This is a genomic window from Phaeobacter porticola, assembly GCF_001888185.1.
GTDB lineage: Bacteria > Pseudomonadota > Alphaproteobacteria > Rhodobacterales > Rhodobacteraceae > Phaeobacter > Phaeobacter porticola.
Window position 1 is genome coordinate 39,503 of sequence record NZ_CP016369.1, and the last position, 13,317, is coordinate 52,819.

The 13,317-nt window shown below is 58.6% G+C and carries 7 protein-coding genes and 1 pseudogene; 5 read left to right on the forward strand and 3 right to left on the reverse strand.

Features of this window, described 5'->3' with window-relative positions; translation table 11 throughout:
- The first annotated feature begins 216 nt into the window (after positions 1–216).
- The 3 genes and pseudogenes from PhaeoP97_RS20000 (at position 217) to PhaeoP97_RS20010 (ending at position 7,091) form a co-directional block, all read left to right on the forward strand.
- Complete coding sequence (locus PhaeoP97_RS20000) at positions 217–5,394, forward strand: DUF4347 domain-containing protein (protein WP_072506987.1); 5,178 nt, start codon at positions 217–219, stop codon at positions 5,392–5,394.
- A gap of 107 nt (positions 5,395–5,501) precedes the next feature.
- A pseudogene (locus PhaeoP97_RS20005) lies at positions 5,502–5,762 on the forward strand (IS6 family transposase); the annotation flags it as partial.
- 309 nt (positions 5,763–6,071) lie between these two features.
- The gene (locus PhaeoP97_RS20010) at positions 6,072–7,091 is read left to right on the forward strand and encodes an AraC family transcriptional regulator (protein WP_072506988.1); all 1,020 of its coding nucleotides are present in this window, start codon (positions 6,072–6,074) and stop codon (positions 7,089–7,091) included.
- A gap of 158 nt (positions 7,092–7,249) precedes the next feature.
- Here the strand turns inward: PhaeoP97_RS20010 and PhaeoP97_RS20015 are convergent, their stop codons facing one another.
- From PhaeoP97_RS20015 to katG, 3 genes are all read right to left on the reverse strand, one after another.
- A complete protein-coding gene (locus PhaeoP97_RS20015; RefSeq protein WP_237029071.1) occupies positions 7,250–7,465 on the reverse strand; it encodes a cell wall hydrolase in 216 nt (71 codons plus the stop codon).
- Positions 7,466–7,596: 131 nt separating this feature from the next.
- Positions 7,597–8,121: a DDE-type integrase/transposase/recombinase gene (locus PhaeoP97_RS20020; protein ID WP_096740495.1), complete on the reverse strand. Its 525-nt coding sequence runs from the start codon at positions 8,119–8,121 to the stop codon at positions 7,597–7,599.
- A gap of 119 nt (positions 8,122–8,240) precedes the next feature.
- A complete protein-coding gene (gene katG / locus PhaeoP97_RS20025) occupies positions 8,241–10,409 on the reverse strand; it encodes a catalase/peroxidase HPI (RefSeq protein WP_072506991.1) in 2,169 nt (722 codons plus the stop codon).
- Between the two features lie 261 nt (positions 10,410–10,670).
- Between katG and PhaeoP97_RS20030 the strand changes: the two genes are divergently transcribed.
- Complete coding sequence (locus PhaeoP97_RS20030) at positions 10,671–11,615, forward strand: hydrogen peroxide-inducible genes activator (RefSeq protein WP_072506992.1); 945 nt, start codon at positions 10,671–10,673, stop codon at positions 11,613–11,615.
- 131 nt (positions 11,616–11,746) lie between these two features.
- Entirely contained in the window at positions 11,747–13,198 is a 1,452-nt protein-coding gene (locus tag PhaeoP97_RS20035) for a multicopper oxidase family protein (RefSeq protein WP_072506993.1), read from the forward strand.
- The last annotated feature ends 119 nt before the right edge of the window (positions 13,199–13,317 follow it).

Consider the following 13,317-nt stretch of genomic DNA (forward strand, 5'->3'; position numbering starts at 1 on the left):
CCTGAACAACTTGGCAATACCGGTCAAACATGTGCCTGAGACCGCATAGAGAGCTGTCCTCTTCAATGGCCAACGGGGCGTTAGGTGCATGACCAAAGAAAAAGATGTTTGTGCCTATCTTTTTACGATGAGTTGTCGAAAAAATTAACCTCGACTACTGGAGTCTTGAATACCATGGTCAATTAGTTCCCTCCATAATGGCTGCCGAGATTTATAATGATTGATATTCAAGTCTTTGTTTTTGACCCTTCCGTAGAACAGTACCAGACATTGCTGCAAGACTTGCCCGAGCAAGCGAAAATTGTCCTGCTGGACAGCGATAAACCCGGTCTGGCCCAAATCGCGGATGCTCTACGCGATATGAGTGGCCTGTCTGCCCTGCATGTTGTCTCACATGGTGACGAGGGCAAACTGTTTATTGGGAATGAGGTTGTCACAAAAAGCGTCATTACAGATAATCCCGAGGTGATGGAGGTGCTGGGCGAAGCGCTCTATCCAACTGGCGACATCCTTCTCTATGGCTGCAAGGTCGCTGCGACAGCGCAGGGCGAGGCCTTTGTCACCGCTCTGGCAAAGGCGACCGGCGCCAATGTGGCCGCGTCGCAGACGTTGACGGGGGCGGCGGAACTGGGCGGCGACTGGACGCTTGGCCTGCAACGAGGTGCCGTGACGACACCAGTTGGTGTGTCGGCGACAGCGCAGGCCCAGTTTTCCGGGGTTCTGTCCACAGTTATTGACTATAGCGCCTACTCTAACGGTGGGGACAACAAGGCAGATTGGGCCGACGGCAGCGATGGTATAGCGGATTTTCCCGGCATCACGGTGACCCTGGACTATGGAGATGGGACCGAAGGGGCAAATACCTTCACCAATTTGAATATTCGCGGCGCGATGAACATGGCGGTAGGTGCCGTGCTCGGTGGCAATGTTGGTAATACAGACGGCACCTTCTTCAACAATGATAGCAATGGTTTCCAATTGTCTGGAGACGGCGACTTCAGCTTTGAGGGTTTTACGGTAATAGGCCGTGCTAACAGCCTCAGCGGTGACACGTTTACGATCCGCGGGTTCAACAGTTCCGGAACTGAGGTTGTCACAGACAGTCTCGATTGGGGAGCCAGCGGAGCGAATGTCACGGCAACTTACAATATCGGGTCCGGAAGCTGGGATAGCGATGCTGCATGGGCATCCGTCCGAACCGTGGTCGTTGACTATTCCAATGACCCCGATTTTCAGGAATTTGCAGTTGTGAGCATCACTGTCGATGCCGCCACGCCATCGAATGTTGTGCCTGCACTCGGCGGGACACCGGCAGATGATACAGCGACCGAGGATGTCGCAACGGCGATTGATCTCTCTGCCTATAATGTATCGGACGCGGATGGCGATATCATTACTCTGACCCTGGCTGTAGATCGCGGTACGATTGCCTCTACCGATGGCAATGGGGTCACTGGGGGCGTGACGGTTGCAAATTCCGGCACCGGTTCGATGACCCTTCAGGGCAGCGCCGCGACCCTGAACACCTATCTGAATGACACGACCAAAATTGAATTCACCACCAGCAGCAACGACACGACCACCGCGACGTTGACTGTTACGCCCAGTGATGGAAGCGCTACCGGCACTGCAGACACCATCAGCATCAATGTGACTTCGGTCAATGACGCACCGACACTGGTCGCAACCGGCGATAACCCCACATATGTAGAAGGCGCTACAGCGTCCGGTCTGTTCAACACGGTGACCGCCAGCACTGTCGAGATTGGCGAAGTGTTCACCGGATTGACCCTCACCGTTACCAACGTCAGCGATGGCGCGGCTGAGGTGCTGAATTTCGACGGCTCTCAGGTGACACTGACGCATGGGTTCTCTGCCACCACCGCGACCAATGGGTTGAGCGTGACAGTCTCTCTCAGCGGCACCACCGCGACTGTCAGCTTCTCTGGCGCGTCTCTTTCAGCGGCGGGTTTGCAGACATTGGTGGATGGCCTCTCCTATGAGAATACCTCTGACGATCCGACGACTAGCGCCAACCGAGTTGTCACGCTCACCGAGACGACAGACAGCGGCGGCACCGCAAATGGCGGCGACGATTCTGCGACGCTGTCCTTAACAAGCACAGTTTCCATCACCGCTGTAAACGACGCGCCGGGTCTGAGCAATCTGAGCGGTGACAATGCCACGCTGCTACCGGGCACCGTCGAAGATATCGACGCAGGCGGGAATACAACCCTGACGAATGCGGACTCAGGTGATTATGACGGTGGCTTCCTGCTGATCACCGATAACGGGGGCAACAATACAGCCAGCGGCGATTTCTCTGTGGATGGTACAACTGTTACATCGGACGCGGACGCCACAATTGCAGCCGGTGAAATCATCGCGGTCAACGGCGTGAGCATTGGTACGGTTCACGCGACTGACGACGGCCAAGGCGGCAATGATCTCAGGATAGATTTTGGGGCCAATGCCACCAACGCCACCATCCAGTCCTTGATCCAGAACCTGAGTTGGGGCGCTGCCGCGGGATCCGGTCAGCAGACCTTTACCATAACATTGAACGACAACGACGGCACCGCCAATGGCGGCGATCAGGATGTCTCCGTCGACTTTTCAATGTCCATTGGCAACAAACCTGTGATCGCCAATCTTTCTGGTGACACTGTTGCATTCGTTGAAAACGGTGGCAATGTTGCCTTGGATACAAACGCAGACATCACTGTCAGTGATGCAGATGGCGGCAATTTCAACAGCGGTTCGTTGACCGTCGCGTTTCAGAGCGGGCAAACCGCCCATGATCGCATTGTCATTGACACCAGCGCAAATGTTGCGCTGTCTGCCGGACAGACTGCTGGTTCAACGGTGACGGTGCAGGGGGTGATGATCGGAACGCTCGTTGCAGGGTCAACAGGTGGCGCGAGTGAAAACCTTGTGGTCGACCTTAACGCCAACGCGACCCCAGTACGGGTACAGGCCCTCATAACCGAGCTGTCATATAGCAACACCAGCGATGAACCAAATACAGCAAACCGAACGCTGGGTGTCACAATCGTGGATGATGTTGGCATCACTTCAGATACGGCGACCGTGACCGTAACCGTCGCCGCGACGGATGATGCACCCACGTTGACCGCAACCGGCACCGATCCGAATTTTATCGAAGGCGGCGCTGCTATGGATCTGTTCCAGACAGTCAGCGCCGATACGATAGAGACCGGGCAAACCTTTACCGAGCTGCGTTTGACCATCACCAACTTGGCCGATGGCAGCGCGGAAATCCTGAACATTGATGGCAGTGCGCTTGCGTTGACCGATGCCAACACGCTCACCACTGCAACAAATAGCCTATCAGCCACAGTTTCGGTCACTGGCACAACCGCCACCGTCACGCTGACAAGCGGCACGATGAGCTCGGCAGCCGTTCAAACCTTGGTGGACGCTATCACCTATGAGAACACGTCAGAGGATCCGACCAATGCCCCTAACCGTGTGGTCACAATCACAGGCTTGACCGACAGTGGCAGTGCAACGGGCAGCAATGAGAACAGTGCCACGCTGTCACTGGCGTCGACTGTAACGGTGAGCCCGGTGAATGACGCACCCGTGGTGGACGCGGTGTTTGCCGAGGCCGCCAGCCAGATTGTTCTCGGGACGGGTTTTGCAGACCTCAGCGGGCTCAATGATGCCGCGGTCTCGAACCTCGATTCGGATGACTACCAAGGGGGTTCTCTGACCATCCAACAGACCTCGGGAACTGCAAATGGGTCCTGGGGCGTGGATGGTACGCTTGTCACATCAGATGGGGATGCAGTCATTGCCGCAGGGCAGACTGTGCAGGTCAATGGGGTGACGGTTGGGACCATTGACTCCACCGATGTCGGTGCCAATGGTGGAACGCTCACAATTAATTTCACAACCGGAAGTGCGACCAGCGCCAACGTGCAAACGCTTCTGCAGAATCTCACCTATTCTGCACCCTCCGCAAGCGGAACGCGGACCTTTGGTCTGACATTAAATGATAATGATGGTATCACAAACGGCGGCGATCAGGATGTTTCTGGCACGTTCGATATCCTTGTTGTCAGCAGTCCTCCGGTCATCGGAAACTTGGACGGCGACAGTTTTACGTTTACCGAAGGCGATAATGCGACCCCCATTGATGTGGGTGGTAATCTGACCGTCAGCGACCCGGACGATGCAAATTTTGATCAGGGGACCGTGACGATTTCCTACGAAAACGGCATGCAGCCCGAAGACCGTATCTCGGTGGATGTCAGCGGCGTCGTTTCCCTATCCGCAGGTCTGGGCAATGGGTCTGTCGTATCGGTAAGCGGCGTAACCATCGGAACTGTTTCGGCCACCGGAACTGGCGGCGCGGGAGAGGATCTGGTGATCAACCTTACCGCAGGCGCAACCCATGCGGCGATGCAAAGCTTTCTCAGTACCGTTCAATATGACAACACATCTGGCGGCGCACCGACAGATGGAAACCGGGAGATCGGTGTCAGGATCGTTGGCGGTGATGGTGCAATATCTGATTTGGCCGTGATTACGATCAATGTAGATCCCGCGTCCTCAGGTGGTGGATCGTCAGGCGGAACGCCAGCTCCTGTTGAAACACCGATGGATGTGTCGGCAGGTGATGACAATGACACCTTCAGTGGCACCAACTACAATGACACCATCAACGGCGGCGGTGGAAATGACCGCATTACCGGGGATCGAGGCGAAGATCTCCTCCATGGTGGCAAGGGCGTTGATACATTGCGCGGTGGTGACGGTGACGATCGGCTGTTCCTCGGTTTAGGCAACGACCGCGGTGTTGCGGGCGCGGGGAATGATCAGCTGAACGGTGGCGGCGGGAATGACATGCTGCATGGCGGGCAAGGCGATGATACGCTGCGCGGTGGCCAAGGCGCGGACCGTGTCTATGGCGGCCAGGGCTCCGATAGTGTCCGTGCCGGGCAGGGTAACGATACGGTCTTTGCCGGTTCTGGTGCCGATCGTGTCCGCGGTGACCTCGGGAACGACCAGATCTCCCTCGGTACCGATGATGACAGGGCCTTCGGCGGCAGCGGCGATGATAGCCTCGCTGGTGGCAACGGCGCGGACACATTGAACGGCGGCATGGGCGATGATCTGTTACGCGGAGGCGCGGGTCGTGATACGTTTATTTTTGCCGGCGGGCGCGGCAACGACCGAATTGCAGATTTCAATGTGCAAGATGATCAGCTTAATCTCAGGGATTTCGGCTTCACTGACCGTGAGCAGGCGCTTGCCTTTGGCATGCAATCAGACGGCGATTTCATCTTCAGTTTTGAGGATGGCAGCACGCTAACCCTCCACAATATATCGCTGGCGGATCTGAATGAGGCTGTGTTCCTATTTTAGGATCCGGGCTCATTGAGTTTCAGAGCCATTAGTTGACCGTTGGGTATTGCCAAGTTGTTCAGGCTGAGTGATCCGGCTATGTCGCGCTAGTGACCATCCCGACGATCATGTCACGCCTGAAGGGTTTTTGCTGTCCTCGCGAGATCATCGCTTACGCGGTTTGGGCTTACCATCGCTTTGCGTTGAGCACAGCTGACGTCGAAGATCTGTTGGCTGCGAGGGGCGTGATTGTCATCCGCGAAGCAGTTCGGCTGTGGGTAAATCACTTCGGTCAGCACTTTGGAGATTGCATTCGCCGTGATCGACCGCCGCCGAACGACAAGTGGCACATGGACCAGGCGGTGATCATGATCCGTGGCAGTAAGCACTAGCTGTGGCGCGCGATCGCCGCAAATGGCGATGTGCTCGACATTTTCGTGCAAACGCGTCCCGCCACGCCCATTCTGATGCGTTCAACCTTTGGGACGATTATACCGCCGAAATGGCGACCTGAACCTGCCTTTGCCAATACCTCACAAGCTCACCTCAACAACTTGGCAATACCGGTATGGGTCATTCGCGCTCCTCTTGGCGAAATTGTTTTTATATGCCATATACTGTCTTATTCTTTGGGCATTCACGCCCCTTTCAGACAATATCCTTTCTATAAGTGACAAAATTCTAGTAGGAAACCTGTCATGAAAACGCCCGATCTGACCGGCCTTGCGACCGTATCCTCGGAATTTATTGAGGATTGGCTGACGGCATTGCGCGGGCATTGCCGGGATGCACAAATGGCATCCTTTCTGGATCGTTCGGGCATGACCGCCCACGCGGGAAACCCGGCTCAGCGGGTGACGCTGGATCAGATTTTTCGGCTCTATCAGATTGCCGCAGTTGAAACAGAGGACGAGATGATGGGGCTGTGGAGCAGGCCTATTCGCGCCAGAGCGCTGCAACATCTGCTGACAACCGTGCGCGAGGCCAGTTCGCTCCCTTCGGCACTGTACCGGTTTTCCACCTTTTGGAATCTGCTGCTGGATGACCACCAGTTTGCTTTGCGCGAATTTGGCGACGATGTTGTGCTAAGCCTTGTGCCGCAAGGTGATCCAGAGGTTCAGCGCTTTGGTCACATGCTCATCTTGAAACTGGCCCATGGTCTGCTGTCCTGGCTCGCCGGATATGAGGTGCCGGTACGGGCGGTTCAATTCGCGTTTGAATGCCCGGAGTTCGCAGAGGATTATTCAACCATTTTCCCGGTGCAGGTCAGTTTTGGCGCGCGTCATTCGTCGATATCCTTTGAGCGTTCGAAACTGGGACCGCCCCAGGCGCGCAGTACCCATGAACTGATCACCTTTCTCAATCGTGCGCCACGGGACTGGATTTTTACCAGCTGCTGGGAGCACACGCAGTCACTGCGCATCCGCGAGTTTCTGTATCAGGCGAATTGGGTGGATTGCCATCTGGTGGATGCTGCAAAGGCATTGCGGATCACGCCACGGACGTTGATCCGGCGGCTGGACGCAGACGGCACATCCTTTCAGGCGATCAAGGACGGGCTACGCCGTGACATTGCCATTCGCGATTTGCAGGACGGGCGGAAAACAACCGAGGAAATCTCGCAGGATGTCGGGTTTTCCTCGGCAGCCAATTTTCATCGGGCATTCCGGCGATGGACAGGTGTCACGCCAAGTTCATATCGGCGCGCAAATAGCTGACTGTGGGATTCCGGGTTTGCCATAGATATTTACCATAACCCTGATTACAGTCGCAGTTCACGTATCGCTCACATCAGCTGTCAGGACGTAGTGGATGTTGTTGAAATTGGCATCATACCATGCGGCATGAAAAAATCTTGTGTCCCAGATTTCGGGTGCTACTCGCCAGCCAGTACAGCAAGCGCTGATACCTTTGCCAGTGCTTGCCCCTGCCCGTCGAGGGATCTGCTCATCACGCCCGGCGCGAACTGGTTCTTCTGACGAACTACAGCGCGTCCGGTGTTTGGAAAATCATCTGACCGCACACGGTTCATCACTATGCTGCCGATTGCGATCATCCCATCCCGGCTTGAGCGGTTAGACTCAAAGTACATGGCCCGTGCCATGCAATTGACATCCGATGCAGATGCGTGGGCCCTGCCTAATCGTGTTTGACGCGTGCAGCTGGTTAGACGGTATTGCCAAGTTGTTGAGGTGAGTTTGTGAGGTATTGGCAAAGGCAGGTTCAGGTCGCCATTTCGGCGGTATAATTGTCCCAAAGGTTGAACGCATCAGAATGGGCGTGGCGGGACGCGTTTGCAGTGAGTTGATATCGGCGGGGACGGAAGATCAGGTTGATCTGGTCATGCGCTGACAGAAATCTCTGAGCCTGCCGGTGAGACTTGAACCGGCTCATTATTTTCTCTCGTTTGCGGGTCGCTCGGTGCGACACTTCGATTGCGTTGTTTAGACCTTTGTGAGCGCGATGATCCGCGTCCGGTGCCCGTGTTTTGATTGACTTGATGGAGCTGCGCAATTTGTCAGTCACGACGGCCCTGGGTTCGCCAAGTTTGGCAACCAGTCTTTTAAAGAAGCGATTTACCCACAGCCGAACTGCTTCGCGGATGACGATCACGCCCCTCGTAGCCAACAGATCTTCGACGTCAGCTGTGCTCAACGCAAAGCGATGGTAAGCCCAAACAGCGTAAGCGATGATCTCGCGAGGACAGCAAAAACCCTTCGGGCGTGACATGATCGTTGGGATGGTCACTAGCGCGACATAGCCGGATCACTCAGCCTGAACAACTTGGCAATACCCACCCTTGTCCTGAGCCAAAAAAACCCGCCCGGCATCACTGCCGGACGGGGTTATGCAACTCTCAGATCCGATCAATGCAGGTCAAAGCGATCTGCGTTCATCACCTTGGTCCAGGCGGCGATGAAATCCTTGACGAATTTCTCGCGGTTGTCGTCCTGGGCGTAGACTTCGGCATAGGCGCGCAGGATGGAGTTGGAACCGAACACCAGATCCACATTGGTGGCCGTCCATTTCACAGCGCCGCTCTGACGGTCGGCAATTTCATAGACCTCATCACCCGCCGCGCGCCAGACATTGCCCATGTCCAGCAGGTTGACGAAGAAATCGGTGCTCAGTGTGCCTTCGCGCTGGGTAAGGACACCGTGCTTGCGGCCGCCATGGTTGACACCCAGCATCCGCAGACCGCCGATCAGAACGGTCATCTCCTTCGCCGTCAGCCCCATCAGATGGGCCCGATCCAGCATCATCTCCACCGCTGAGGCCGCGAAATCACCCTGCAACCAGTTGCGGAAGGCGTCATGCACCGGCTCCAGCACCGCAAAAGAGGCAACATCGGTCTGCTCGGCGCTGGCATCGCCGCGACCGGGGGCAAAGGGCACCTCAGCGGTGAAACCGGCAGCCTCGGCGGCGGCCTCAATTGCGACAGCCCCCCCCAGCACGATCACATCGGCCAGGCTTGCGCCGGTCTGTTCGGCGATTACCTCATAGCTGCTCAGCACCGTCGCCAGACGCGCCGGTTCATTGCCAACCCAGTCCTTTTGCGGCGCCAGACGGATGCGGGCGCCATTGGCCCCGCCGCGCAGGTCAGACCCACGGAAGGTCCGCGCGCTGTCCCAGGCGGTGGCGATCATATCGGCCTGCGACAGACCGCAATCGCGCAGCAGCTGCTTGGTCGCGGCGACATCATAGGCCGTGCTGCCTGCAGGGATATTGTCCTGCCAGATCAGATCCTCCTGCGGTGATTCCGGGCCGATGTAGCGATTGCGCGGCCCCATATCGCGGTGCAGCAGCTTGAACCAGGCGCGGGCGAACACATCGGCGAAATAGGCCGGATCGTTGTAGAACCGTTCAGAGATCTTGCGATACTCCGGGTCCTTGATCATCGCCATATCCGCATCGGTCATGATCGGGTTGAGACGGATCGAAGGATCCTCCACATCGACCGGCTTGTCCTCTTCCTTGATGTTCACCGGCTCCCACTGCCAGGCACCCGCCGGGCTTTTCTTCAGCTCCCAGTCATAGGTGAACAGCAGGTAGAAATAGCCATTGTCCCATTTGGTCGGATTGGTGGTCCAGGCGCCTTCGATGCCGCTGGACATGGTGTCACGCCCATGGCCGGTGCCGTTGCTGTTGCTCCAGCCAAGACCCTGTTCGGCCAGACCGCCGCCTTCGGGATCAGCCCCGATCGCATCCGCGCGGCCATTGCCATGCGCCTTGCCGATGGTGTGACCGCCGGCGGTCAACGCCACGGTTTCCTCGTCGTTCATCGCCATGCGTTCGAAGGTGATCCGCACATCCTGCGCTGTGCGCAGCGGATCCGGTTCCCCGCCGACACCTTCGGGATTCACATAGATCAGACCCATCTGCACCGCCGCCAGCGGGTTGGCGAGCGAGTCGCGATCCGCGCTGTCCTCATAACGCCCTGCGGCCAGCCATTCCTTTTCCGCGCCCCAGTAGACGTCCTTTTCCGGCGACCAGATGTCTTCGCGGCCAAAGGAGAAGCCATAGGTCGGCAGACCAACGGATTCATAGGCGATATTGCCCGCCAGTGCGATCAGATCCGCCCAGGACAGGCTGTTGCCGTATTTCTGCTTGATCGGCCACAACAGGCGGCGCGCCTTGTCCAGATTGACGTTATCCGGCCAGGAATTCAGCGGTGCAAAGCGCTGGTTGCCGGTGGTCGCCCCACCCCGGCCATCCGCCGCGCGATAGGTGCCGGCCGAATGCCAGGCCATCCGCACCATCAGACCCGCATAGCTGCCCCAATCGGCGGGCCACCAGCTCTGGCTGTCGGTCATCAGCGCGGTCAGATCCGCCTTAAGCGCCTCAACATCCAGCGATTTCACTGCCTCGCGGTAATCAAACCCCTCTGCCATCGGATCAGTCATCCGGTCGTGCTGGTGCAGAATATCGAGGTTCAGCGCATTGGGCCACCAATCCGCCACACCGGCGCTGGTGTTTGTGTTGCTTCCGTGCAGAACCGGGCATTTTCCGCCTGTGTGTCCGTCACCTTGCTGCATGTTGTCTCTCCTGGATCTTGGATCATGATGAGCCGGTTTCATCCCCCTGGCAGAACGCTGGGACCGGATCTCTCGGGCAAAGGCTAACAGGGTGGTGTGATTATCAGAAATGATAAATCAGGATTTCTTATATAGGAAATAGCTATCACCAAATCCCCCTCCCCTGCTGTCGTCCACCCTAGCACATGCCACCTGAGTCGGGGCGAGAACCTTACCGGCACCGCTTGCCTGCCTTCGTAAAAACGGATTAAAAACGGCAACATGATAGACGCACCCTATAATACCAACCTCACCCTCCGGCAGCTGCGCTTCCTTGTGGCCGTCGCAGATGAGCTGAATTTTTCCCGCGCAGCAGAGAGATGCTATGTCAGCCAGCCCACTCTCAGCGTCGGCCTGCGGGAGCTGGAGGAGCGGCTGGGCGTCACCCTGGCAGAGCGCACCAAACGCTCGGTCATCCTCACTCCGGTTGGCGCTCAGATCGCCGAACGCGCGCGCAAGCTCTTGCAGGACAGCCGCGAGATTGAGGAACTGGCCGCCGCACAGGCCAGCCCGGAGGGCGGCACCCTGCGCATGGGCGCAATCCCAACCATCGGCCCCTTCCTGATCCCCCGCGCCATGCCTGCGTTGAAATCCAGCTTCCCCGATCTGCAACTTTACCTGCGCGAGGAAATGACCGGCCAGCTGCTGGAGGGCGTCCACAGCGGGCGGCTGGATCTGGTGATCTATGCCGAACCCTATGCGCCTGCCGGGCTGGACACGCTGCATCTGTTTGACGATGGCTATCATCTGGCCGCCCCACCTGCGGTCAGCCCACTCTCTCCGTGTCCCAGCCAGCCAGATTTGGGCCTGCGCGGCGCGGATCTGGACGGGCGGCAGCTGATGCTGCTGGAGCAGGGCCACTGCCTGCACCGCCACGCACTCAGCGCCTTTCCCGAGCGGGATATCCAGCAGGACGAAAGCTTTGCCGCCACCTCGCTCTCCACCCTGATTTCCATGGTGAGCGAGGGGCTGGGGATCACCCTCCTGCCCGATCTGGCGATTGATGCCGGGGTGGCGGCGGGTCAGGATGTGGTGATGACGCCCTTGGCCGATGCCTGCCCCCGGCGCATCACCCTGGCCTGGCGGCCCACCAGCGTGCGCGCCGATCTCTTCCGCAAAATCGGGGAGGTTCTGCGTGATGCCCGCGGCTCACTGGTGGCCCCTTAGAAACCGGGGTATTCCGTCGCAGACTGCGCGCCGGATCTTACCCCCGCCGGGCAAAGCCGCTAGCCTGCGCCTGACAGCCACGGCAGCCAAGCCCCTGCCCCGCCAACACCCGAGCAACACCCGGTGATCTCATGACCTCAGCCCGTCGTTCCCCGCGTCTAAACCGTCGCCGCGCCCTGCAACTGGGCACCGCCGCCGGGGTGCTAGCCCCGCTTGGCCTCGCTGGGCCGCAGATCACCGGCTCGGCGCGCGCCAGCACCGAGCCCACGACCGCCCCCCTGCCCCTGCGCATTCAGACCGCCCGCTACACCATCGCCGATCAGCCCACTGATGATCTGGTTTCCACCCGCCCTGACGGGCCGCCGCCGGTTATTCGCCTTAAGAAAGGCCAGCCCTTTGCCGCGCGGGTCACCAATACCCTGCCCGATTACACCGCAATGCACTGGCACGGCATCCGGCTCGACAATGCCATGGACGGGGTGCCCTATCTGACCCAGTTCCCCATCGGCGAGGGGGAGAGTTTCGACTACCACTTCACCCCGATGGACGCGGGCACCTATTGGTATCACCCGCACTGCATGACGATGAATCAAATGGCCATGGGGCTGACCGGCGTGCTGGTGGTGGAAGAGGCGGAAGACCCCGGATTTGACGCCGATATCGCCCTGAACCTGCGGGATTTCCGACTGCGCCCCAGTGGCGAATGGCTGAAGCTCTGGACCGCGCGCGGGGCGGCGCGCTCCGGCACCTTTGGCACCGTGATCACCGCCAATTGGGACAGTGACCCGATCTATGAGGCGCCCACCGGCGGGTTAGTGCGACTACGGCTTGCGGCCACCGATACCGCGCGGATTTACAAACCCTATGTTGCAGGCGCCCCCGGTCAGGTGATCGCCGCTGATGGCCACCCGCTGCGCGAGGCCATCGACTGGCCCACCGATAAGGCCCCTGCCCTGCTGTCACCCGGCCAACGTCTGGATATCGCGGTGCAGATGCCCCGCGTCGAAGGCGCTTATGTTGATGTCATGACTGCCTTTCCCGGCGGCCCCCGCCGTCTGGCCCGGATCCGCGCCACCGGGACAAACCTTGGTCGCGATCTGGCTGAGCAGCCCCCCCTGCCCGCCAATAACGTGCCAGAACCCGATCTGACCAATGCGCGGGTGGAGGATCTGGTGTTTGGCTGGACGCCCGAAGGCGGCGCACCGCAAAACGGCTATTGCGGCTCGCTGGGCTATACGTTCTGGTCGATCAACCGCAAACCCTGGCCCGGTGACGCTGCCGATCCCGACACCCCCGGCGCCGGCCCGCTTGCGGTGCTGAACCGCGGCGAAAGCGTGATCTTGCGGCTGCGCAATGAAAGCCCGAACGCCCATCCGATCCACCTGCATGGTCTGGTGTTCCGCCCCCTGCGCTCCAACAAGCGCAGGCTGCCGTCGAACTGGACCGACACCGCGCTGCTGTTAAAGGACGAGATTATCGAGGTCGCGCTGGTCGCCGACAATCCGGGCGACTGGGCGTTTCATTGCCATGTGATCGAACATCAGAAAACCGGGCTGGCGGGCTATATTCGGGTGTTGGCCTGACCTCCCCCGTCAAACACGATCCAAATAGCGCGTCAGCAGCGCTCACACTCAGCGCTAAAGCCAAAACCACAAATCAACCGACAAGGGTTGGACCAGAACATCCTGTAGTGGCTCCGCAG

Bases quoted from the DNA above. Each gene is read 5' to 3' on its own strand.
- PhaeoP97_RS20030 (WP_072506992.1), top strand. From the start codon at position 10,671: ATGATAGACGCACCCTATAATACCAACCTCACCCTCCGGCAGCTGCGC.
- PhaeoP97_RS20035 (WP_072506993.1), top strand. From the start codon at position 11,747: ATGACCTCAGCCCGTCGTTCCCCGCGTCTAAACCGTCGCCGCGCCCTG.
- PhaeoP97_RS20000 (WP_072506987.1), top strand. From the start codon at position 217: ATGATTGATATTCAAGTCTTTGTTTTTGACCCTTCCGTAGAACAGTAC.
- PhaeoP97_RS20015 (WP_237029071.1), bottom strand. From the start codon at position 7,465: ATGTACTTTGAGTCTAACCGCTCAAGCCGGGATGGGATGATCGCAATC.
- katG (WP_072506991.1), bottom strand. From the start codon at position 10,409: ATGCAGCAAGGTGACGGACACACAGGCGGAAAATGCCCGGTTCTGCAC.
- PhaeoP97_RS20010 (WP_072506988.1), top strand. From the start codon at position 6,072: ATGAAAACGCCCGATCTGACCGGCCTTGCGACCGTATCCTCGGAATTT.